Source organism: Flavobacterium covae (genome assembly GCF_001534645.1).
In the GTDB taxonomy this organism is placed as follows: Bacteria; Bacteroidota; Bacteroidia; order Flavobacteriales; family Flavobacteriaceae; genus Flavobacterium; species Flavobacterium covae.
In genome coordinates this window covers 2,623,538-2,649,024 of sequence record NZ_CP013992.1, presented here as the reverse complement: position 1 = coordinate 2,649,024, position 25,487 = coordinate 2,623,538, and the positions used below count along the sequence as shown (strand labels likewise).

Sequence of the window (25,487 nt, the reverse complement as noted above, 5' to 3'; positions counted from 1 at the left end):
TTTGCTTTGTTTTTGATTTGAGATGAAAAGATATTTTAAGAAGATGATGAATATGATGAGAATAACTTTCTCCAGAGTTACTATTATATAGTGTTATCCACATTTATGAGAGTGCCTCTGCATTTGCAGAGGTTTTTTTTTTGAATTAATTTTTTACAATATGATTATTATATATACGACATGAAAATAGAAACTCTTTTAGCTAATTTAACCCAGCACAGTGGTATCAAAGATGCTTATGGTGCTACCCATTTGCCCATATATAACACGGCTACCTTTGATTATAAGCGTCAGCAAGATTCTGATTTTTTATACGATTATTCACGAACAGATAATCCTACGCGCAATGCGTTGGAAGCTATTTTTGCTAAAGCGGAAAATGGTTTTGGGTGTATTTGTACAAATACAGGTATTGCAGCTATAGCTTTATTGTTTGAAACTGTTTTAAAGACAGGAGATAGGGTGTTGGTAGAAAAAGATTGTTATGGAGGTACTTATAGGGTGTTAAATATTTTATTTGAAAAAAATAATATCAGCGTTTTTTATGCGGATTTTACGAATCAAAATGAAGTAGAATTTATTCTAAAACACAATGATATAAAGTTAATATTATGTGAATCTCCCACGAACCCTGGATTAAAAATTGTAGATATAAATTCTATTGCTAATTTATCTAAAAAATATAAATGCGTTTTTGCAGTAGATAACAGTATGGCAACATTTGCTTGTCAAAAACCATTAGATTTAGGTGCTGATTTTTCAGTTTTTTCGGCCACTAAGTATGTATCAGGTCACGGAGCTTGTGTGGCTGGTGCAATTGTTGTAAAAGAAGAATTTTGGTATAAAAAAGTTCATTATTATTCTAATGCACAAGGTCGTGCGCAAAGCCCTTTTGATGTTTTTTTAGTTTCTTTAGGGTTACCTACACTAACTTATAGAATGAAAGCACAAGAACAAAGTGCTTTTCAGATAGTTGAAGAGTTATTAAAGTGCCCAGAGGTAAAATCGGTTAGATTTCCTGGGTTAAAAACACATCCGCAACATAATTTAGTTAAAAAGCAAATGAAAATAATACCAGCTATTTTAACAGTTGATTTTGAAAATGAATTTATAACTCAATCAGTAATTGAAAATACAAAATTATTTGGCGAAAAAGTTTCATTTGGAACAACAGATTCAAGAGTAGAAATTCCTTCTAAAATGAGTCATGCAACTTTTTCAGAATCAGCTTTGCAAGCCATAGGTTTAACCAAAAATACGGTACGATTTTCGATTGGTTTAGAAAATACAAAAGATTTAATTCAAGATATAAAACAAGCAATTGCTTGCCCAACTTTAAAAAATATTGGTCATGTATAATTATTTAAAACCTATTTCTTGTGGGAAATCAATACCGTACGATAATCCACATGCTGTTTCAGTTAGTTTACCTACTATTGATGATGTTGTAGGGTATGAAGAAGGAGATGAAAATATTATTGAAAAGATGGAATCTGGGTACCCTCGTTTTTTTCGAAATAGATTAGTACAACGACTAGTTGATTATGTTCAAAAAAAAAATGAACTAACGGAAGAATATTTGATTTTGCCTCTCTCTTCTCAAAAAGCATACGAAATTCTTTGCAAGATGATCCATATAAGATTGGATTTTATACCATTATTAGATTGTGTTTTTTTGAAAATAAAATCAGATCATTATTTGTTAAAAACAATTCATGCTTATATCCGAAATACAGGACTTATTATGAGTTCTAGAAAAGCTGAAAAAATATTATTTGATTTAGGTTTGATTACACATATATATAAAGAAGAAAAAAAGGAATTATTTCAAGCAAATGAAAATATTTATGAAATCTTAAGTAAAGCGTATAGAGTGAATTCAGATTGTATTGTTTTAACGAACTCTGGAGCTAATGCCCTTTTTGCAGTTTGTGAAGCTATTATTCAAAAAGGCATTTTAGAAGGGAAAAACGGAGTTGTACAATTAGGTTGGTTGTATCTAGATACAATGGAAGTAATTCAAAAAAGAAGTCCAAATAATTATTGGCAAGTAGATGTGTATGATTTAGAAAACTTAGAACTTTGGTTAAAAGAAAATCATCAAAATATTTCATTGTTAGTAACAGAGGTAGTGTCTAACCCTAAGTTAGATTGTGTAGATGTTAAAAAACTTTATTCTATATGTAAAAGATATAAGGTTAAATTATTACTAGATGTTACACTTATTACACCTTTTAATCTAAATGTTTTAGAATACTGTGATATAGCAGTCGAAAGTTTATCAAAGTTTGCTTGTGGAAATGGAGATCTATTGATGGGAGGAATTGTTTCTAGAGATTTAAAATTGTTGAAAGAAGTAAAAAAATACATAATAAAACCTTTTGTAGGAGAGATAGAGCGATTAGGATTTCAAATATTACAATATCAGGAAAGAATCGAAAAAATGTCTTCATCCACACAGGCTGTAATAGATTTTTTTTCTAATGAGCCTCAAATCAAACAAGTTTTAAGTGTTAATAGTGGAAAAGCATACGAGAATTATAAAAAGATAACTTGTTCCAATAACATTCCAGCATTGGTATCTGTAGTGTTTAACAGAAGATTATCAAATTATTATGATTGTCTAGAATTGGCTAAAGGACCTAGTTTAGGAACGGAATTTACTTTAGTAATGCCTTATGTTTATTTAGCGCATTACGATTTATTAAAAACAAAAGAAGGGCAAAAATATTTGGAAGTGAATGGTTTAGAGAGTGAAATGTTACGTATTTCAGTCGGATTAGAATCAGTTCAGGATATACTTGTTAAATTTAAAAAAATATTCACACATAATTGTTAAAATAACGTTAAAATAACGTTATTAAAAAATATATCCCTTTAATAAGCGTTTTCTTGGCAGTCAAATTATAACACTTTGTGGTGTTGTGGTTTTTTATGAGCTGTATTGCAAATAAAGTAAAATACTTTGGTAAATGGGTAAAATTATTTTTGTTTTAAAAGATTTTTATTTTTCAATTTCAGAATTGCCTCCTGTGTTACAATTGGCAATAATTTTGAGTTTCGTATTTATATGTGTATACTTTGTGACGTTTCTCAATTTAATTTATTTGAATTGGGAGAAAAAATCAGTTGCAATTCAAAAAAAGACGCTTAATCTAATTTATTTACAAAAAATAAAGGAAATAGTTTATTCGCCTAAAGATTACACATTGGAAGATATTAAGCTTGTTTTTGAAAATAAAAAAGATTTTAAAAAGACACACAAACTACTAATTACAGAAACTATTATTGAGTTAATAGACGAAGATGAGGTATATGATTTACATAATTTTAATGAAATTTTGTACTTTTTTGATTTAAAATCTTTTTGGGAAGAAAGATTATTAAAAGGAAATCTCAAGACAAAATTAGAAGGATTATCACAAATTATAAAATTACGATTAACAATATCGGAATCCGTTATAATATCATTAGTTTATGATAAAAATGAAGCATTGCGTAAAAAAGCAAGAAAAGCATATATTTATTTAAGTAAACATGATCCCTTTCGTTTTTTTAATGAAGATTTTGATAGTGAATTTACAGAATGGGATAAAATTCAAATTCATGAAATTCTTTTAAAAAGATCAAAAGAGTTTATTCCTAATTTTGCTCAATGGATTACGAGAACAGAAAATATAGACTTAAAATGTTTCTTTATATACGAAACATCTTTCTATAAACAACATGAAAATCTTCCCTTTTTATTAACGCTTCTAACGCAAACTACCCATTCTAAAGTTAGAAAAGCCCTTATAGAGGCAATAGGAATTCTTCAAAATAACAATATAGAAGACGCATTAATTGCAAACTATGACTTTGAACCTATATCAGTTCAACATAGTATTATAAAAACAGTAACAGAAACAAAACCTGAGAAAGGATTAGAGTTTTTAAAATCAGCTTTTTATAAAACATTTGATACTAGTTTGAAAATTAGAATAGGACGTGCTATTTACAATTATGATAACGAAGGAGTGAATTTAATTAATGAAATGGAGTCTAAAATTGAAGATGGTTTTGAAAATTTAATATTTAAGCACATCAAAAACCCACTAATAAAAGTTTAAAAAAATAAAATATCTTATAACAACTAACTGTATGTCAAAAAACTACGGAAACTACAACTACTAACATGGCAGATATCTTTCAAAATGTAATTTTTCTTTACGCCTCAATGCTCACCATTATTTATTTTATGCTCATTATTTATGGTTATAAAGAAATAAAAAAGTATAAAGAGAATCAGAGTAAAGAAATGGATGAAAACTTTTTAAAAACGCCCTTTGCTCCAGGAATTTCGATTGTAGCCCCAGCATATAATGAAGAAATGACTATAATTGACAATGTACACTCCATGCTTACTTTAAATTATCCAAAATTTGAAGTAGTTATTGTTAATGATGGGAGTAAGGATAGTACATTAGAATTATTAATAGAAAATTTCGAGCTAGTTGAAACACCATTTGCTTACGTAGAAAAAATAAAAACAAAACCCTTAAAAAGGATTTTAAAATCCACGAATCCAGCTTATTCTAAGTTGACGGTTGTAGATAAAGTAAATGGAGGTACCAAAGCAGATGCCTCTAATGCGGGAATAAATGCGTCTAGTTATCCTTATTTCCTATGTACTGATGTAGATTGTATATTATCTCGTGATGCACTTATAAAAATGATTAAACCCATCTTAATTAATAAAACACAAGTAATAGGAGTAGGAGCCACTTTGCGTATGGCTAACAGTTGTGTAATTCAAAATGGGGTAGTTACACAAGTTAAAGTCCCTAATAGAATTATTCCCCTTTTTCAAGAAGTGGAATATTTAAGAAGTTATCTAATCGGAAAAATGGGATGGTCAAGAATAAATGCCATAGGCAATATATCAGGAGGATTAGGTATGTTTGATAAATCCGTAGTTATTGCCGCTGGAGGATATGACCCTTCATCACATGCAGAAGATATGGACTTAACTACCCGTATCATAGGATATATGTGTAATTTTAATAAAGATTATAAAATTGTTCAAATACCCGATACTTGCTGTTGGACAGAAGGACCTCCTAATATTAAAATATTAAATAGACAAAGGACAAGATGGGCTCGTGGGTTATTGCAAATTTTTACAGTTCACAGAAAATACCTTTTCAATCCTAAATATAAACAATTAGGAATGATTACCTTACCATATACTCTATTTTTCGAATTTTCAGCACCACTTATAGAACTAATAGGATATTTATACACCATATATTTATTAATAACAAGAGGAATAAATTTTTATACAGCAAGTATAATGTTAACCTTTGTTTACTTGTTTGGAATTTGTCTTTCATTAATAACCATTTATTTAGATAAATTAGTACAAGAACAATACAGAACCTTTAATGAATATTTAAAACTATGTTTTTTTACTTTAGTAGAACCTTTTATATATCATCCACTTATCGTTTTTTATAGCTTAAAAGGATACGTAGATTTTTTATCACGTAAAAAATTCGAGTGGGGGCAAATGACCCGTCAAGGTTTTGCACAAAATAAAACAACACCTACTGCTCTAGAAAATCAAGAAGTTGAATAATTGTATTAATAAAAAATGATTTCAAAAAATTACCACTTATTACTAGTTCTTTTCCTATCAATATGCTCCTTAAATGCCCAAGATACAATGGAAGATTATGCCATTATGGCTAAAAAATATTTTAAAAAACAAGAATGGCAAAAAGCCAAAGACATTATAGATGAAGGCTTAAAACAAGACGAAACAGATTCTAATCTCAGAATGCTTTTAGGAAGGTATTACTATATTAAAAAAGACTTTCAAAATGCAAGATATCATTTAGTTAAATCCTTGCAATACGATAAAACAAATTTCGATGCAAAACAATTGCTTGTAAATGTAGAAATGAACTCTAAACACTATTCTAGTGCCATTTGTTACATAAATGAATTATTAGAAGTAAATCCCTATTGGAAACAATTATGGATAAAAAAAATAGAAATATACAGATTACAAGGCAATCTTACTGAAACAACTCGAATGCTGAAAAGATTAAATCAGATATATCCAGAAGATGCGACTGTTCAAAAAGATTATATATACAATACACAACAAGAAATAGCACGCCTTAAAAAAGAAGGAAAACTGAATGAAGCCGTTACTCTAGCAGAAGAATTAGCAAAAATAGATAACCAACAAGTTGATATTTATGTAGATATAATAAATAGCTTATTAACAGCTGGAGACAAAGAAAAGGCCCTTTTGTATGCTGAAAAAGGAACTCAAAAATTTCCAGAAAATAAAATCTATATAACCAAAAAAGTTGCTATCTTATCTGAAATGAATAGAAATGCAGAAGCATTAGAGTTTTTAAAAAGAAAGATGTCAAAAAAAAATGATTCTCAACTTCAGAAAAGTTATGACGAATTAATAGTAGAATCAGCAAGAATCCAAAGTAATAATGATCCGTACACATTATATGGTAAAATTTTAGAAAAAAACCCAAAGGACGAAGAAGCACTAATATATCTCTTAAATAACGCAATAAGTAAAGGATATTATAATGATGCACTTGATTTTATATCTAAAGCAAAAAAAATAAAAGGAGATATAAAAGAAATTTTATCAAAAGAATATTTTGTTTACAAACAATTAGGAAACGAATCAAAATCAAATCAAATACTACAAAAATTGCATTCAAAATTCCCTAATGATTCCGATATTAGAGATGATTTTAAAGCATTTCAGTATAAAACAGCCAAACAACTCATGCTAGAGGGAAGCTATTTAGAGGCTATTGACTTATTACGCACTGTTTCAAATCAAAGAAAACAAAATGATTATTATGAACCCGCAAAATTAGGTCTATTTCAATGTTACCTGAAAACAGGTTTACATGATCAAGCCCTTCTTATTATCAATGAATTTTTAAAAGAAAAACCAAATGATGATGCTAGAAATTTAAAAAAAATAAATGCTTTAGTAGCCTCTGAAGATTATACAAATGCGTTTGATATGTACCTACAACTAATAGAAAAATCTTCCGAACCTAAAAAAACGATATATGCAAATGGTTTCGAAGAGGAAGCATTAACATTCATAAAAAAAGCAATAGAAGAGCAAAATATAGAAGAAGCATACGAAGTAGTCAAAAAAATACTGCTAGTAAAGCCTACTAGTAAATTAGGATTACAATACGCAATCAGTCTTGCTTATCAAATGGAAGACCATTTAGCTATGTTAGATGCCGCAAAACAAGCTACAACAATATATCCAGATAACTTGCCATTTAAAGTAAAATTAGCAGAATCCTATACAGCGCAAAAAGAATATGATAAAGCTATTGCCCTTACTTTACCCCTTTTAGAAAAATTTCCACGTAATAAATCACTGGTAAATGTATATACAGAAAATGCACGCATTAAAACCAAAGAACTAGTTAAGAAAAAACAACACAATGACGCGTTACAATTAATAAATTCCGCTCTGTATTTTGATAAAAATAATAAAGATTTAAAATTTGATAAAGGAGTATTGCTAGAAACAAAAAAAGTTTTTGATTCAGCTTATTATTATCAAAAACAATACGAGCCTTCTCTTATGGAATTCTCAGATTTCAAAAAACATTTAGAAGCATTAAAAAATAAAACCTTTAAAAATGAAATAGGAATATATCATTTGAGAAGCAGAATTCAAGGAAGCCAAGAATATTCATCTATTTCTACAATAGAATACGCTCATAAAGAAAATAAAAACACCTATACTTTTCAATTGAATTATTCCGGTCGAGAAGAAGGAACAGGGATCCAACCCATAGTTGAGTGGTACCATCCCTTTAGTGATAAATTTTATGTTAGATTAAATGTAGGATACGGAACAAAATATTTTTCTAAAATTCAAACACAAATATCACTATACAAAGCCTTTGGTAACGACTACGAGGTAGAATTAGGTATAGGTTTTAGACAATTACCAAGCCAGGTTAATATGATTCAAGGAATTTTAGGCTTATCAAAAAATGAGCAAACTATTGGGTGGAATATAAAAGCAGGAATCTTTTCTATAGATAATACAATGTTCTATAACGTCAGTACAGACACTAGGTTTTATGTCTTTAACGAAAAAAAAAGTTGTATACAAGTAGTAGGAGCCGTAGGGACAGTTTCAGACTTACAAACACTAAATTTTAATTTATACAATACTTGGAATGCTTTTAATACAATGGTAGGAGCAGGACCTAAATATATGATAAATTCACATTTTACAGTTGGGTTTCTCGGAAGCTGGAATACAATAAAAATAACGGAAAATAAATATACCAATATGTATAACTTATATTTTCAAACCCAAATTTCGTTTTAAATCACTATTTATATAATCCTCTATTAATATGATGAGAGAAATATTTTCCTTTTATATTGCCCTATCTAAACTCTGTTTAGCAATAATTTTCTTTTTTGTATTATGTAGTTGTTCTTTAAAACCTTATACGGATTTAGAAGATGTAAAATTATATTCTGATAAATACAAAATAATCTTTGATTATAAAACTAAATTAGAAAATCTAGAAAAAGATTATTTCTACAATGAATTAAAGACAAGATCTTCAACCCCAGAAATAATATCTAAAGATGAAAACAAAGAAGGATTACTAATAAGAGTAATACTATCTTCACAACAAATATTTGATTATCAGATAAAAATAGAAGAAAAAAAAGAAATTCAATTAATTGCAAACTCAGAAAAAAATCTAAAATGGCTATTTAATCAGTTTTTAAAAAAACTAAGCATCCAAGATGATAGAATCAAAACACAAGATTTATTACCCGCTATTATAACCATAAAAGAAAGCACCGTTAGTTTTCCTTTTGAATACAGAGAACCTCATTTTAGTCCTGTTTTACAACCCAATGCAGATGTACTCTATAATTCTAATAACATTGAAAATGATTGGGGAATTTGGGGACATAATTTAGGGAAATTACTAGCCAATGAAGGAAATATTCAAACATTTGCCTTAGTAGAAAATAAAAGAAATACCACACAACTCTGTTTCTCTTCAGAAGCAACCTATAATTATATAAAAAATTATATAATAGATAATTTTGGTATTAATACACATAAAAAATATTCATTTATGCTGGTTCCCAATGATAACAAGCTAGTTTGTTTGGATCCCAAATGCAAACGATTAGGGAATACCCTTTCAAATGCAACACCTTCTGTTGTATATCTAATGGAAAAATTAGCAAAAGAATTTCCACAGTATAATTTTTTTACTACTGCTTATCTTACAACAGAAACACCCCCAGAAAAAGAACTTCCCAAAAACACAGGAGTAATGATCAGTACCATTAATTTTCCAAAAAATGTATATTTTGAAAACAAAACGCAAGTAAACCCGTTTGAAGAAAAAATATTAAAATGGAAAAATAAAGTAAATAAAGTCTATTTATGGGACTATGCTTCTAATTTTGATGATTACCTAACACCATATCCACTTCTTTACAGATTACAAAAACAACTAGAGTATTTCAAAAAAATGGGTATAAAAGGTGTTTTTATAAATGGAAGCGGTTATGATTATACCAGTTTTCAAGGATTAAAAACATTTGTTATCTCTTCATTACTCATGAACTATGATCTAAAAGTAGAAGATTTAATAAAAAAATACTTTAAACAAGAATTTCCTCAAAATCACCAGTTACTATCAGAATATTATATAGATTTTGAAAAATCAGCAGAAAAAGAAAACCTCCCTTGCTCTCCTTATGAAAAAGGAAGTAAAAATATAAACGCATCAAAATTTTTTAATTTTTACAATCAATTAAACCAAGCAATAAACTCTAGTCAACCTAAAGAAAAATCAAAAATAAAAGAATTAATAACCACCTTAAGTTTTACCTATCTAGAACTTTTATTAGAAAACGAACAAAACGGTTACTACATAATAGAAGAGAATACAATTACTATAAAACCAGAAGTAATACAAGCATACAATCGTTTGAAAAAATACACAAACTATGAAGGCTTAAAAAACTTTAAAGAACAAGATGGAGCTATTCAAGATTTCTTAAAAGAATTTGAAGAAAAAATTATAAAAAACAAACAACCATTAAATAAATTATTAGGTAAAAAAATTGAAGTACTATCAACCTTAGATGAAGATTATACCAACATTAATATGCTAACAGATAATACAATTGGCTTCATCTCTGATTATCATCATGGATGGTTTTTGACAAGTCAAGAAGATTTAGTAGTAAGACTTCCAAGTATAGAAGTTTCTAACGCCACTTTAAAAATAAATTTTTTAAATAATCCAAGTCTTAAGATATTCCTCCCAACAAAAATTCAAATTTATAAAAATGGAAACTTATATACCGAATTAACAGACGATTCAGAATCTAAAAACGAAAAAAGAATTGGGGTTTTTAAAACAAAAATATCGATTCAGAAAAAAGATGATGTAATGATAAAAGTAATAACTAATGCTAAAAACAAAAAGACAGCTTGCGATGAAATACAATTATTTTAATCTCTTAAAAACGTGTTTATTTCAAAAAAAACTACTAATTTTTTTATTCCTATTAGTCTTTATTAGCTGTGAAGAAGAAGGGCAAATTACAACTATTGAAGTAAAAGACCCTCAACGACATTATTTCCCAGTCGCACAAGGAGAAAAACTCCATATTATATACCCTATCAAAAATATAGGAAAGAATTTGTTAGAAATAAAAGAAATCCAAACCTCATGTGGATGTATTATAGCAGATGATTCCAATATAAAAAACATAGTGCCACAATCTACAGGCTATTTGCATTTTGAATATGATACCAATAAAAATACAGGATATGTACAACATCAGATTTATGTATATGGTAATTTTCTCCCAAAGTATAAAATAGAACTAAATTTTGATACCCATGTAGTACCAAATAGTTTACATTCAAAAGACTACGAGGAAATTTATAAAGAAATTCAAGATTCTGAATTAGATATAGAAAAGACAAACTATGGGTTAGAGAAACAAAAGAATTATTATACAGGCGATAAACCCGAAGAATAATGTAATTTTTTCGGTAAACTAATTTATTTATAGATAATAAATAATGAAAATAGTTTAATACCTTTAAAGATTATGGAAATAAGATTTAATGTTTTAACTTAAAAAATAAGGTCTTATATTTGCCCTACAATTATGAAAACAAATATTAAAAATATCAACTGTTGTATCTGCTGCTCAAAATCTTGAGGAGTAGAATTGTTGTATATTTAAAAAAGATAAAAGCAATAACTAAAACTCCTCACTTCGTGGGGAGTTTTTTTATATCCAAAATTTAGAAAATTTAAAATGAAAAAAAATAATAAAATAGTAGTAAAATTTAATGCAAACGCTTCTTGCTGTTGTTGTTGCCAACTTCGGTGGGAGGTCGTGTGTACTATTTATTAATCTTTGGTTATATATATAATTGTGCGGGCCTCTTGAATTTCAAGAGGCCTTTTTATTTAAAAAAAATGTTATGACAGAACAAATAAAAAACTTTTTAAATTATTCGAATAACTTAACTGAAAGTCTTCGTTTTTTGAGTGAAAATTTTACAGGGAAGATAGTTTTTTCGACTAGTTTCGGTATAGAAGACCAAGTAATTACTAATGAAATTTTTACTAATAAATTAAATAATATTGAAGTATTTACACTAGATACAGGTAGATTATTTGCTGAAACATATTCGGTTTGGGATAAAACCACTCTGCAATATGGAAATCAAATAAAAGCATATTATCCGCAAGCTTCTAAACTTGAAAAATATGTGAATCAAAACGGAATCAATGGTTTTTATGCCAGTGTTGAAAATAGAAAAGAATGTTGTCATATCCGAAAGGTTGAACCTTTAAATAGGGCTTTGGAAGGAGCTAATCTTTGGATAACTGGACTAAGAGCTGAGCAATCACAAAACCGTCAAAATGTACAACTGTTAGAATGGGATCAAAACTTCAAACTTTATAAATACAATCCGCTACTTAATTGGACATTAGAAGAAGTAGTAAGTTATTTAAAACTAAATGGAGTCCCTTACAATACACTACACGACAAAGGTTATGTAAGTATAGGTTGTGCACCGTGTACCCGAGCAATTAAAGAGGGAGAAGATTTTAGAGCAGGACGCTGGTGGTGGGAAGACCAATCGAAAAAAGAATGTGGATTACATAGATAAAATTAGAAGTTAGAAATCAGAATTTAGAAATGTTCAACTTTGCGAACCTTGCGTAAAACCTTTGCGATTATAGAAGTTAAAATCTTTGTGAAACTTAGTGCTTTACTTAGTGAAACTCTGTGTAACAAACCTTAAACCTTAAACAAAAAAATAAATGAAAAAAGATATAGATTACTTAGAACAATTAGAAAACGAGGCAATTTACATTCTTCGTGAAACAGCCGCGCAGTTTGAAAAACCAGCCTTATTATTCTCTGGTGGAAAGGATTCAATCGTATTAATTCATCTAGCATTAAAAGCATTTAGACCGGGAAAATTTCCTTTTCCGCTAGTGCATATTGATACTGGGCATAATTTTCCTGAGGCTATTGAATTCAGAGATAAATTAGTAAACCAAATTGGAGAAAAACTAATCGTAGGTAATGTAGAAGAAAGCATCAAGAAATACAATTTAAAAGAAACTGCAGGTAGATTCCCATCTCGTAATGCTTTACAAACCTATACTTTATTAGATACTATTCAAGAAAATGAATTTGATGCGTGTATAGGTGGTGCGCGTCGTGATGAAGAAAAAGCTAGAGCAAAGGAAAGGATATTTTCTGTTCGTGACGATTTCGGAGCCTGGGATCCTAAATTACAAAGACCTGAATTGTGGAATATCTTAAACGGAAAAATTCAAAAAGGTCACAATGTAAGGGTATTTCCTATTAGTAATTGGACTGAGCTCGATGTGTGGAACTATATCAAAAAATATAATATTGAATTGCCGAGTTTGTATTTTGCTCACGATAGAGAATGCATTCTTCATCAGGATAAATTAGTAGCTACTTCTCAGTTTATCCAACCACAAGAAGGTGATACCGTAGTCGTTGAAAAAGTACGTTATAGAACTGTGGGAGATATGACGTGTACCGCAGCAGTACCATCGCAAGCAGCAACTATTGATGATATCATTAATGATATTATCCAAACCAGAATCAGCGAAAGAGGACAAACTAGATTGGACGACCAACTCTCAGAAGCGGCCATGGAAGACAGAAAAAAGCAAGGATACTTTTAAAGAAGAGAATAGAATATAGAGGATAATTGCAAGACTTTTGACTTTCGACTTTAAAACTTTAAGACATAAAACAATGAACACATTACGATTTATAACAGCAGGAAATGTAGATGACGGTAAGAGTACTTTAATAGGGAGACTTTTATATGATTCTGATAGTATACATACAGACCAATTAGGGATTTTACAAAAACAAACCAAACAAGAAGGAGTTGACATCGATTTGTCTTTAATCACTGATGGACTTCGTGCCGAAAGAGAGCAAGGAATCACTATTGATGTTGCGTATAAATATTTCTCCACTTCAAAAAGAAAATTTATTATAGCTGATGCACCTGGCCACGAGCAATATACTCGTAATATGATTACGGGAGCGTCTAACTCTGATTTGATTATTATTTTAGTTGATGCACGAAAAGGAATAACAGAGCAAACAAAACGTCACGCAAGTGTGGGGTCGCTAATGGGAATCAAAAAGGCAATTATTGCCATCAACAAAATTGACCTAGTGAATTATTCGGAATCTGTTTTTAATCAAATTCAATCGGATTTTGAGCAAATTAAATCAGAATTACATTATAACGAAATTATCTACATCCCCGTAAGCGCTTTGGTTGGAGATAATGTAGTAAATACATCTGAAAATACGCCTTGGTATAACGGAAAATCCATCTTGGAAACTTTGGAAAGTATTGAAGTTGAAACGGCAGAAAGTCTAGAGTCACGTTTTCAAGTACAATGGGTAATCCGACCTAAAGACGAGGCGAATCATGATTATCGTGGTTATGCAGGTCCTGTGCTAAGTGGAAGTTATAAAGTAGGCGATAATGTAACCATATTGCCAGCTCGAATAGAAACTACTATTGTTAAAATAGAAAGAAACCAAGAAGAAGTAAATCATGTTGTAGCAGGCGATAATGTGGTGTTGCATTTTGATAACAATATTGATATTAGCCGAGGAGACACTGTGGTACTTAGTCAGGAATTACCAACAGAGTCGAGCTTAATCAAAACATGGATTTCATGGTTGGATAATGCGTCTCTACAAGTAGGTAAAACATATTTATTACAACACCGTTTTAAAAATGTTAGAGTAAAAGTGCAAGAGGTTAATAACAAATGGAATATTAATCAATGGCAGTTTACCGAAGGAGACTCGATTCAGTTAAATGATATCGCACAGGTTACCCTAAAAACCAATCAGCCCTTATTTTATGATGCTTTTGATAAAAATGCAAAATCAGGAAATGCGATTTTAATCGATGAAACAAGTTATAATACTGTTGGAGCTTTAATGTTTTTGTAATATGTCGTACTCAATTTATTTAAAAAATCAGGAAAGAACCAGAAATCCAATTAACAAGAAAAATGTGGAAGATTGGATAGATGAATTGATTAATTGGTTGTTTGATATCGATCAGGAGTACCATAATTATCGATTTTTTCAAAACAAAGAAAAGTTACTCCAAATAAAGTTGCAAGATATTCTAGCAAAAACTGTAGAGGAAACAAATCAAATAGTAGTGTATTCCAATTATTTTTTTGAACAGATCGAACAATTGCATTATGTTTTGGATAATGATTTAGAAACCATAGTGAATTTTGACCCTGCGGCTAAATCTAAAGAAGAAGTTTTAATTGCTTATCCAGGTTTTTTTGCCATCACGGCGTATAGGATAGCGAATGTATTTTGGAAATTAAATGTGCCAGTAATTCCGAGAATAATTTCGGAATATGTACACGCAAAAACAGGAATCGATATTCATCCAGGAGCAGAAATTGGTGAAAAATTCTTTATCGATCATGGAACTGGAATTGTTATTGGGGAGACTTCTAAAATTGGTAACAACGTAAAAATTTATCAAGGAGTGACTTTAGGAGCTTTATCGGTTTCTAAAGAAAGTGCTTCGGAAAAACGTCATCCAACGATAGAAAACAATGTGACCATTTATGCGAATGCAACGATCTTAGGAGGAAACACAACTATCGGGGCAAATTCGATTATTGGTGGAAATGTTTGGTTAACTCATTCAGTGCCAGAAAATTCTTTGGTCTATCATAAAAGCGAAATAGAAATCAAGAAAAAAAGTGAATTTCCAGAGCCTTTGAATTACGTGATTTAAAAATTAGAAAAACTCATAACTCATAACTCACAACTTATAACTCAGAAAATGAAAGCAAATACCATTTTAGAAACTATAGGAAATACCCCAGTAGTAAGAATTAATAAATTATACGAAAACAAAAACGTATATATCAAATTAGAAAGAACCAATCCAGGTAACAGTATTAAAGATCGTATTGCTTTAGCAATGATTGAAGATGCGGAAGCAAAAGGATTATTAAACCCAGATAGCGTAATCATTGAGCCTACTTCAGGAAATACAGGAATTGGTTTAGCATTAGTAGCAGCAGTAAAAGGATACAAAGTAATTTTGGTAATGCCTGAATCCATGAGTGTAGAGCGTAGAAAATTAATGGAAATCTATGGTGCTACCTTCGATTTAACTCCTCGCGAAAAAGGAATGAAAGGCGCTATTGAGCGTGCTGCCGAGTTGGTTGCTACTACTCCAAACGCTTGGTCGCCTTCACAATTTAACAACCAAGCGAATGTTGAAGTACACAAGCGTACTACAGCTCAAGAAATTTTAGCCGATTTCCCTGACGGATTAGATTATATCATCACAGGAGTAGGAACAGGTGGACATATTACAGGAGTGGCTGAGGTACTAAAAGAAAAATTTCCTAACCTAAAAGTAATTGCAGTTGAGCCTGAATTATCACCTGTTTTAAGTGGTGGTAGTCCTTCTCCACACCCGCTACAAGGTATTGGAGCTGGTTTTGTTCCAGAAATTTACCAAGCAGGTTTAATTGATGAGGTAATTCAAGTAAGCAAAGACGAGGCTTTTGAATACGCTAGAAACATCGCTAAAAATGAAGGAATTTTGGTAGGAATTTCTACAGGCGCCTCTTTAGCCGCAGTAGCTAAAAAAGTAGCCACATTACCAGACGATGCAACCATATTAACTTTTAATTACGATACCGGAGAACGATACCTTTCAATTGAAGGATTGTTTTAATCAATAAAATTTTACAAAGTTGTCATTTCGACCAGCGGGAGAAATCACATAACGTAAATCAATTATGTGACTCCTCCTTTGTCGGAGTGACAAACAACAGAAAGTAACTCTCATCGAGGCAAATTTGCCTCGATAGGGATAACTCATACCTAAAACAATGGAAAGAAGTATAAAAAATATAGGAAAAGTAATCTTAGCGGGAGCAGGACCAGGGGATCCAGAGCTCATTAGTTTAAAAGCTTTGAAATACTTGCAAAAGGCTGATGTAGTCTTAACTGATCGACTAGTTTCGCCTGAACTTATTGAGGAATATGCACGTAAAGAGGCAGAAATTGTCTATGTAGGCAAGCAATGTTCTAAAGGCGTTTGGACACCACAGCAGGACATAAACGAGTTAATTGTGCTTTTTGCCCAACAAGGAAAATTAGTACTTCGTTTAAAAGGTGGCGATTCGACCTTGTTCTCTAATATTTTAGATGAGTTGCAAGTATTGGTTGCCAATAAAATTCCGTATGAAATTATTCCTGGGGTTTCTGCCGCTTTTGGTGCTGCTGCTTATACTGGAATGCCTTTAACAGCAAGAGGATATTCCCGCGGACTTCGTTTCTTGACTTTGTATGAGTTGGAAAATGTGGAAAGTCAACAATGGACCGACTGGGCAACGACGAGTGATACGTTGGTGTTTTATATGAGTGGTCAAAAACTAAAAGTGTTGGCACAAAAATTAATCGAACAAAATATCGATGCTGAAAAAGGTGTCGCAGTCATTCAACAAGCCACTACGCCTAATCAAAAAACAAAGGTGTTTAGTTTTGAGGATATTGCTTCAAAACCGTTGCCTGAATTTGAATATGTGCCTACATTAATTGTGGTGGGTAAAGTGGTGGGACTTCACCAACAATATGCTTGGTTTGCCGAAAAATCTAATACTGAATCTTATTTCGATAATCATAAAACTATTTATCAAAATGCTATCTGAAACTAAAAATATCTTATTACAACAATTGGTGCAGAACGCCACTAATGAAGAGCTGATTTATGCCAATGGTTATTTGGCAGGATATTTAGCCAAGAATTTCGGAATTCAAGCAACAGGGGTAATTCCTCCTGCTCAAAGTGCAGCTATAGCCGTAAAACCATTAATTGTATATGGTACCGAAACAGGTAATTCTAAAAAAGTAGCTTCACAAATTCAAGCCACTTTCAAAAAGAATAAAATTCAAGCTAAAAGTGTGGATGTTGCCCAATTTGATTTGGTTAAACTCCAAAAAGAAACCTTGGTGTTATTTGTGGTAAGTACACAAGGCGAAGGCGAATTCCCGCAAAATGCCGTTGGTTTTTACGAAGCCATCAAAGCATTTAATGGGAAATTAGATAAATTATCGTTTGCGGTTTTCGGTTTAGGTGATTCTTCGTATCCTTTATTCTGTAATGCAGGTGTATTATTAGATGAGGTTTTAGCCGAAAAAGGAGCAACACGTTTACTGCCATTGGTGAAGGCCGATGTGGATTATGCCAGTTTAATTCCAACTTGGGAAACCGATTTACAAAATGCATTCGGAAATGCTTCAACGGCAACTCCAACTGTAGCAAAATCGACAGTAGCAACAACATCGCACAAGCAGAATTTTACCGGGCAAATTTCACATAAAGTTATCCTGAATGATAGAGGTTCGAATAAAGAAACCTATCATATCGAAATTACACCTAATGAAGAAGTAGCTTATGAACCTGGAGATGCTTTAGGTTTAATTCCAAAAAATAACGAAACGGAATTACAAAGTATTGCTGCTTATTTTAATGTAATCGATGTGGCTACACTTCAGGATAAAAATATTCGTGGTTTATCTAAAAAATCCTTAGAAAATGTAGCTAAAGTTTTAGATATCGAAATTACAGAAGAAAAAGCCGATTTAGTAGATATTATCCAAAAATACCAACCTAAAAAAGGCACTTTGGAAGAAGTGGTAGCTCTATTACATCCTATTGCGCCTCGTTTGTATTCTATTTCTTCCGCTGCCGAAGCACACGACGGACAAGTGCATTTAACGGTAAACCTAAATAGTTTTAAAGTAGGTGATACTATAAAAACAGGATTGACTTCTCAGTTTTTAGCTGATTATCCTTTGGATACCGATTATGATTTCTATATCCACAAAAACAATAATTTCCGTTTACCTGCTGACGATGCTGATATTATTTTAATTGGTCCAGGAACAGGTATTGCGCCTTTCAGAAGTTTCTTAGCACAACGCGATGCCACAGGAGCTGAAGGTAAAAACTGGTTATTCTTTGGTGAACAACATTTTGCCTTAGATTTTTATTACCAAACCGAAATTCAGGAATGGTTATCTACAGGGGTGCTAACTAAGTTAAGTACAGCATTTTCCAGAGATCAAGAGCGTAAAATTTACGTACAAGATCGCATCAAAGAAAATGCAAGCCAGTTCAACGAATGGTTAGAAAATGGTGCTTCTATTTACATCTGCGGACAAAAAGATCCTATGAGTAAAGATGTCGAAAATACGATTATAGAAGTAATCGCTTCCCAACGAAACATATCGGTTGAAAAAGCAAAAGAAGTTTTAGAACAATTAGAAGAACAAGGAAAATATCAAAAAGACGTGTATTAGAGCCTCCCCCGACCCCTCCAAAGGAGGGGTGCCTCGAAACGTAGTGTAAATTATTCATAATCCTTATTCCCCCTTTGGGGGTTAGGGGGCTAATAAAAATAACAATGAGCGACAAATTATCACCAGTAGAATATATAAAAATCAATAGCGACGGATTAAGAGGGACGCTAAAAGAAAGTATCGATATCGATAACCACACCGGAAATGTACGACCAGACGATGAAACACTAGTAAAGTTTCACGGAATGTATGTACAAGATGACCGTGATCGTAGAGCCGAAAGAGCAGCGAAAAAATTAGACAAATTATATTCGTTTATGATTCGTTTGCGTATTCCAGGCGGTGTTATCAATGCCGAAAAATGGATTGCCTTACATAATATATCAGAACAGTACGGAACAGGAACCTTAAAAATTACAACTCGTCAAACAGTGCAGTTACACGGATTATTAAAACACGAATTGCGCCCAACGATTCAAGGATTTAATTTGGCACAATTAGATTCTATTGCAGCGTGTGGCGACGTAAACCGAAATGTAATTGCTAGTTCGCATCCGCAGTTGTCTCCGTTACACGCACAAATTCACGCGTATGCCGATAAAATTTCAACCCTTTTGTTACCTAAAACACAAGCATATTACGAAGTATTTATCGACGGAGAAAAAATTTATGAGCGTTCGGCAGAAGCTGATCCGTTATATGAAAACAGATATCTGCCTCGTAAATTCAAAATTGCCATTGCAATTCCGCCAAGTAACGATGTCGATTTGTTTACAAACGATTTGGGACTAATTGCCATTATCGAAAACAACGAATTAAAAGGTTTCAATATTGTAGTGGGTGGTGGTTTAGGAACAACCCACGGAAATGCTTCGACGTATCCACGTTTAGGTGATGTATTAGGGTTTACAGATACTGAGGAGAAAACCTTAAAAGCGGTGTATGAAGTATTAACGGTGCAACGTGATTTTGGAAACCGTGTAGAACGTAAATTATCTCGTTTAAAATATACTGTCGATAAAATGACAGTAGAAGGTTTTAAAGCGGAACTAGAAAAACGCATCGGATTTCAATTAGAACCTGCACGTCCTTACACGTTTACCGAGCGTAATGACCGTTACGGTTGGGAACAAAGCGCCGACGAGCAATGGTATTATACCCTTTTTGTAGAACACGGCGTAGTAAAACCTGAGCAAAAAGCCTTTTTGTATGAATTGGCACAATTGAATATAAATAATTTCATTTTTACAGGTAACCAAAACTTGTTATTAGGCGAAATTTCAACGAAAAACAAAGCAAAAGTTGAAGCTTTATTGACCAAATACGATATAGAGAAAAACGTAAGTAACATTCGTAAAAGTTCCATGGCGTGTGTGGCAATGCCTACTTGTCCGTTAGCCTTAGCCGAAGCACAACGTTATTTACCGGTATTAGTTACTAAAATTGAACCGCTTTTGGCAAAACATGGCTTATCGGAAGATGCATTGACCATACGTATGACAGGCTGTCCTAATGGTTGTGGTCGCCCTTATGTAGCCGAATTAGGTTTCATAGGCACCGGTCCTGAACAATATAACTTTATGCTGGGTGGTGATAGATACGGTTTACGATTAAATAAACTATATAAAGAAAAACAAACTGAAGCGCAAATCTTAGCAGAAATAGATGTTTTGTTAGGACGTTATACCCAAGAAAAACAAGAAGGGGAAACCTTTGGTGATTACGCTAACCGAGTGATATTAAATTAGAGATGATCGACCTAACAGGTTTTCAAAACCTGTTAGGTCTAAAATTTAAAAATGAAAAAGATTATAATACTACTACTTATATCCACCTTCACTTTTGCGCAAAAGAAAGTAGAAAGCCAACAGTTGTTGTGGTATGGGTATTGTAACCAATTGAAATTCAATGCTAATTGGGTACTCCATTCGGAAATACAAGAAAGACAATTTTACAATCCAGCGGCGCAACATCAATTAGTGTTTAGAACGAATTTGGATAGAAAATTAATTGATAATATCAATGCTTCGATGGGAATGGTTCTATTTTTACAAAGTCCGAATGACCCCGAATCAACTAGTAAATTGATTGTACCTGAATTACGACCAGATATCGGATTTAATGCTAAGAAAAAATATAACTTCTTTTCGATTAACCATCGGTATAAACTAGAAGCGAGATTTTTTCATCAAACCGAAAATGACCAACTTAGAGGTGGATTTGTATTTTCTAATTTTAGATTTAGATACCAATTAGGATTTGATTTTCCATTGGTTAAAAAAGAAAATGAAGAAAAACTGACTTTTAAAATCAAAGATGAAGTAATGTTTAATTTGGGAAATAAAATTGTAAAAAATGTTTTTGACCAAAATAGATTTTATACCGCTTTGAATTATAAACTAAATAAAAATTTTGCTGTGGAGGTAGGGTATATGAATTGGTTCCAACAAAAAACATCGGGGGACGAATTCTATGATAGGAGTATTATTCGTTTTTCTATTTTTCATAACATCGATTTAAGCAACTAATAATTATGGATACTAACACACTTTTTCCCGTTTTTTTAAAAACAGAGAGTAAACGATTTCTCATCGTGGGCGGTGGTAATGTAGCGTTAGAAAAAATGGAAACATTATTAAAACAAAATCCAAATGTTTCTATCAAATTAGTGGGAAAAGAAATTTTTGATACTACGTTACTAAAACTTAGAAATGAACCTTCTGTTCAATTTGAAGAAAGAAGTTTTCAAGAGACTGATTTAGAAAATATCGATTTTGTCATTGCAGCTACTAATGATAAAGAAGTGAATGCAAGCATTAAAAAGTTGGCAAATCAAAGACAAATTTTAGTCAATGCTGCTGACCAACCTGATTTATGCGACTTTTATTTAGGGTCGATAGTCAATAAAGGGAATATGAAAATAGCGATTTCTACTAATGGGAAATCGCCTGTGTTAGCTCGTAGAATGCGTGAGTTTTTTACCGATGTTATTCCAGATTCTATAGAAGAAAATTTAGATAGTTTAAATGCGTTACGGGGTTCAATTAAAGGTGATTTTCAGCAAAAATTGGAAGTCTTAAATGCCGCAACAAAAGCTTTAGATCCTAAAAAAGATAAAAAGGCTACAAAAAAATACCAGCGACTAGCGTTTCAGCTCTCTATCGTGTTTTTTGCCATATTTTTAGGGTACGGATTCTCAGGTATAGTGTCTATTAATCAAATGCTTGATTTTACCAGTCAAATACCTTCTGCTTTTTACATCATGTTGGCAGTTGGTTTCGTGGCGCAGTTAGTTGATGGTGCGGTAGGATTGGGTTACGGGTTAACTTGTTCGACGAGTATGATGCTTTTTGGGATTAGTCCAAAAGCCATTAGTGGAAGTATTCATACTGCCGAAATGTTTTCCAGTGGCATTAGTGGGTTTTCACATTATCGATTTGGGAATGTAAATAAAAAATTATTATTCTGGTTAGCTGTTCCAGGAGTGATTGGAGCTATAGGAGGAGCTTTGCTATTAGTCTATTTAGGTGATGCGTATGAAAAAGAAACGTACTTGTTACTCTCGATATATACCTTAATTATGGGAATAAACCTATTTCGATTGGCTTTGCGTAAAAAAACGCTAAATCGTAAAAAAAGTGCTGCCACTGGCTATTTAGGTTTTTTTGGCGGTTTTTTAGATTCATTTGGTGGTGGTGGTTGGGGACCTATTGTGACTACCACATTATTATCTTTAGGAAAAAAATCAAGATATGTAGTAGGAACAGTCAGTTTAGCCGAGTTTTTTGTTACACTTGCAGCATCAGTAACATTTTTCATCTCTATAGGGGTTAGTCATTGGTTTATTATAGCAGGGTTAATTCTTGGTGGTTCTCTAGCTGCACCATTGGCGGCCAAGCTTGTAGGGAAAATTCCGCAACGAACAGCTTTGCTATTAGTGGCTTTATTGGTTATCGTGTGGAGTTTGAAAATTATGATTTCTAAAGTACATGTTTTGGAGATTTTGAAATTGTATTAGTGTTTCTTAAAAAAATAAAGTTGAGAGTAGGTTTTGTTTTTGTTTTTGAATCTCATTAAAAATAGTAACTTTAATCCGAACTTTTTTTGTAAGACACATGACTCATAAGTATGTCAATTTTATCTCGGATGAACATTTATTGAATTGTATTGAAAACCTGCATAAAGCATATCTGAAAGCTAAAAATAATATCTCAAAGAAAAGCTTTTATACTAATAAAGTCGATACTATTAAATTAACTTTTGATTCTAAGTTTAATGCAATAGAAGAAGAGCTTTTAATTCAGTCGGAAATTTTGCGACAAATTGATAAATCTATTAATAACTCCATTGGAACTTTTCATGAACAAATATTAGGAGGTGTTAAAGGTTTTGAAATGGGAAATTTAAGTGGTTTTGATATTAAGGCTTCAGATAACACACTTTTTGCAGATATTAAGAATAAGCACAATACTATGAATAGTAGTTCATCTGAAGCTTTATTTCAAAAATTAGCTCGATATGCAGATGATTATAAAAATGCAAAGTGTTATTGGGTTCAAATTTTAGCTAAAGGAAGTTTTAATGAATTGTGGAAGGGCGATATAAACGGTAAAGAATATAGCCATTCAAGAGTTTATAAGATTTCAGGTGATAAGTTTTATGCTTTAGTAACTGGTCAAGAAGATGCTTTTTTTGCCTTGTACAAAGTTTTACCTAGCGCTATAGATGATTATTTGAAGTCGGTTCAAGCTACAAGTGTTATAAAAGAAAATTCGGCTTTAGAAGAAATAACTTCCGCAACCGAACATTCTAATCGAACTATTTTGGACCAAATAACATTTGATAATTATGGGTATTATTCAGGCTTCGAAAACTTATAATATTGATTTAGGAATTTTATTAGTGAATACCCTATTTCCTGACCTAAATTAACGGGTACTGCATTGCCAATTTGTTTGTATTGTTGTGCTAATGAACCAGAAAATTCCCAGTCATCAGGGAATGTTTGTATTCTAGCATATTCTCTAACTGTGAAAGGTCGGGTTTCATCTGGATGACATCTTTCTGTTTGTTTTTGTGCGGGGCTACAGGTTAAGGTCAGGCAGGGTTCGTCCCAACCTATTCTTCTCGCAATTCCTGTTTTTCCACCTCCCAAATGAAAGCTACCCCCCATAAATTCCTTTTGGATTTCTAGGGGCAAATCACGCCAATAGCCTTTAGGAGGAACAAGGTCTAAGACTTCTTTTTTGCTTTGAGGATATTTTGCTCCATTAGATTTAGGGACATTGCAATCAAATAATTCTCCTCTTTTTAGAGCGTCTTCTAAGTTGTATATCTTGTTGTATGGTTTGGGATAGTCGTATTTGATGGTGATGTCTTTCCTGATGCCAACTAGAATTAATCGTTCTCTTTTTTGCGGTACTTTATAATGAATAGCTTTTAATACTTCAACTGGAACTACGTTGTAGCCTATTTCGTCTAAAATAGAAATCATCCCTTCGAGTGTTTTTCCTTTGTCATGTGAAAGTAATCCACGAACATTTTCGCCTATACAAATCAAAGGATTTACCTCTTTAACAACTCTTGCAAATTCGTAGAACAAGGTGCCACGAGCATCTGCTAAACCAAGCTTTTTTCCTGCATAGCTGAAAGCTTGGCATGGAAAACCGCCCGTAACGATGTCTGCTTTACCTTCGAATTTAGAGAAATCAAAATTTTTAATATCTCCTTCTAAAACATTCCATTTTGGTCTGTTTTTTCTTAAAGTTTGACAAGCGTATTTGTCTATTTCGTTAAGTGCAATACATTTTAAACCTGCTTTTTCCAAACCTACTGCTAGACCGCCAGCACCTGCAAAAAGTTCTAAAACTTTATATTCGTTATCAGCTTCAACAAAATTTGAAGTGTCATCATTGGGGTCAACAAAATTTGAGAATAATTCTAAAACATCAGATTTTCGATATACTCTATAATTGCTAATGGGTTCTCGTACCGCTGACAATTTCCCTTCTTCGTCCCAGCGACGTAAAGTTTTGGTGCTTTTGTTAAGTAATTTTGCTGTTTCTGAAATAGTTAGGTATTCGCTCATAACCAAGTTGTACAACGTTAGACAATGGTTACAAATGTATGCTTTTATTTTCGTTTCTAGTATGTCTTTTTTAGAGTTTTTTTGCGTAGATTTAAAAGTTCAGTTTTATTTTTTTAAAAATTTATATGACTTTTAAACCAAATTCTATAACAATTCTATTTTCTAGTTTTTTAAATGCTCTTTATTTCTTTTTTGAGCAAGTAAATCTATTTTAATGATTTTTTTTAACAAAATTTAGAAAAATAATCTGAAAATTTTATTTATACAGAAAAAGCGTCTAAGTTTGTCCTGTGTAAAAAAGCAAAAAATAAAATGAGTACAACAATTTGCAATATGGATTTTATGATGTGGAAGTTTCCGCAGGGGTGAG

General features: G+C 31.8%; 19 protein-coding genes. 18 read left to right on the top strand and 1 reads right to left on the bottom strand.

The annotated features are described in order from the left end of the window. Window positions 1–180: 180 nt before the first annotated feature. The 18 genes from AWN65_RS11655 (at window position 181) to AWN65_RS11570 (ending at window position 23,909) form a co-directional block, all read left to right on the top strand. On the top strand, window positions 181–1,359 hold the full coding sequence (locus tag AWN65_RS11655; protein ID WP_060383319.1) for a trans-sulfuration enzyme family protein: 1,179 nt from the start codon (window positions 181–183) through the stop codon (window positions 1,357–1,359). Then, window positions 1,352–2,839, top strand: a complete 1,488-nt coding sequence (locus AWN65_RS11650; RefSeq protein ID WP_060383318.1) for a PLP-dependent transferase — start codon at window positions 1,352–1,354, stop codon at window positions 2,837–2,839. The genes AWN65_RS11655 and AWN65_RS11650 overlap by 8 nt, the downstream gene beginning before the upstream one ends. Before the next feature lie 268 nt (window positions 2,840–3,107). Then, a complete protein-coding gene (locus tag AWN65_RS11645) occupies window positions 3,108–4,109 on the top strand; it encodes a hypothetical protein (protein ID WP_123861968.1) in 1,002 nt (333 codons plus the stop codon). Window positions 4,110–4,174: 65 nt separating this feature from the next. Beyond that, entirely contained in the window at window positions 4,175–5,617 is a 1,443-nt protein-coding gene (locus AWN65_RS11640; RefSeq protein WP_060383316.1) for a glycosyltransferase family 2 protein, read from the top strand. Between the two features lie 15 nt (window positions 5,618–5,632). Continuing rightward, window positions 5,633–8,398: a tetratricopeptide repeat protein gene (locus AWN65_RS11635; RefSeq protein ID WP_081078441.1), complete on the top strand. Its 2,766-nt coding sequence runs from the start codon at window positions 5,633–5,635 to the stop codon at window positions 8,396–8,398. A gap of 28 nt (window positions 8,399–8,426) precedes the next feature. Then, entirely contained in the window at window positions 8,427–10,574 is a 2,148-nt protein-coding gene (locus AWN65_RS11630; RefSeq protein ID WP_081078440.1) for a DUF4838 domain-containing protein, read from the top strand. Further along, window positions 10,555–11,106 (top strand): DUF1573 domain-containing protein, encoded by a 552-nt coding sequence (locus tag AWN65_RS11625; protein WP_060383313.1) that lies wholly within the window; start codon window positions 10,555–10,557, stop codon window positions 11,104–11,106. The genes AWN65_RS11630 and AWN65_RS11625 overlap by 20 nt, the downstream gene beginning before the upstream one ends. A 454-nt stretch (window positions 11,107–11,560) precedes the next feature. After that, window positions 11,561–12,256, top strand: coding sequence for a phosphoadenylyl-sulfate reductase (locus AWN65_RS11620; protein ID WP_060383312.1), 696 nt, complete (start codon window positions 11,561–11,563; stop codon window positions 12,254–12,256). A gap of 154 nt (window positions 12,257–12,410) precedes the next feature. Further along, complete coding sequence (gene cysD / locus AWN65_RS11615) at window positions 12,411–13,316, top strand: sulfate adenylyltransferase subunit CysD (protein ID WP_060383311.1); 906 nt, start codon at window positions 12,411–12,413, stop codon at window positions 13,314–13,316. Window positions 13,317–13,389: 73 nt separating this feature from the next. Continuing rightward, on the top strand, window positions 13,390–14,622 hold the full coding sequence (locus AWN65_RS11610) for a sulfate adenylyltransferase subunit 1 (RefSeq protein ID WP_060383310.1): 1,233 nt from the start codon (window positions 13,390–13,392) through the stop codon (window positions 14,620–14,622). Between the two features lie 64 nt (window positions 14,623–14,686). Further along, window positions 14,687–15,439 (top strand): serine O-acetyltransferase EpsC, encoded by a 753-nt coding sequence (epsC, locus tag AWN65_RS11605; protein WP_235588315.1) that lies wholly within the window; start codon window positions 14,687–14,689, stop codon window positions 15,437–15,439. Window positions 15,440–15,487: 48 nt separating this feature from the next. Continuing rightward, a complete protein-coding gene (gene cysK, locus AWN65_RS11600) occupies window positions 15,488–16,396 on the top strand; it encodes a cysteine synthase A (RefSeq protein ID WP_060383308.1) in 909 nt (302 codons plus the stop codon). A gap of 157 nt (window positions 16,397–16,553) precedes the next feature. After that, window positions 16,554–17,375, top strand: a complete 822-nt coding sequence (gene cobA, locus AWN65_RS11595) for a uroporphyrinogen-III C-methyltransferase (RefSeq protein WP_060383307.1) — start codon at window positions 16,554–16,556, stop codon at window positions 17,373–17,375. Beyond that, a complete protein-coding gene (locus AWN65_RS11590; protein ID WP_060383306.1) occupies window positions 17,365–19,029 on the top strand; it encodes a diflavin oxidoreductase in 1,665 nt (554 codons plus the stop codon). The genes cobA and AWN65_RS11590 overlap by 11 nt, the downstream gene beginning before the upstream one ends. 104 nt (window positions 19,030–19,133) lie before the next feature. Beyond that, on the top strand, window positions 19,134–20,777 hold the full coding sequence (locus AWN65_RS11585) for an NADPH-dependent assimilatory sulfite reductase hemoprotein subunit (RefSeq protein WP_060383305.1): 1,644 nt from the start codon (window positions 19,134–19,136) through the stop codon (window positions 20,775–20,777). Window positions 20,778–20,828: 51 nt separating this feature from the next. Next, the gene (locus AWN65_RS11580) at window positions 20,829–21,557 is read left to right on the top strand and encodes a DUF2490 domain-containing protein (protein WP_060383304.1); all 729 of its coding nucleotides are present in this window, start codon (window positions 20,829–20,831) and stop codon (window positions 21,555–21,557) included. Window positions 21,558–21,562: 5 nt separating this feature from the next. After that, window positions 21,563–23,047, top strand: a complete 1,485-nt coding sequence (locus tag AWN65_RS11575) for a TSUP family transporter (protein WP_060383303.1) — start codon at window positions 21,563–21,565, stop codon at window positions 23,045–23,047. 97 nt (window positions 23,048–23,144) lie between these two features. Then, window positions 23,145–23,909: an Eco47II family restriction endonuclease gene (locus AWN65_RS11570; protein WP_060383302.1), complete on the top strand. Its 765-nt coding sequence runs from the start codon at window positions 23,145–23,147 to the stop codon at window positions 23,907–23,909. Here AWN65_RS11570 and dcm read toward each other — a convergent pair. Then, a complete protein-coding gene (dcm, locus tag AWN65_RS11565; RefSeq protein ID WP_060383301.1) occupies window positions 23,885–25,117 on the bottom strand; it encodes a DNA (cytosine-5-)-methyltransferase in 1,233 nt (410 codons plus the stop codon). The genes AWN65_RS11570 and dcm overlap by 25 nt on opposite strands. Window positions 25,118–25,487: the final 370 nt, after the last annotated feature.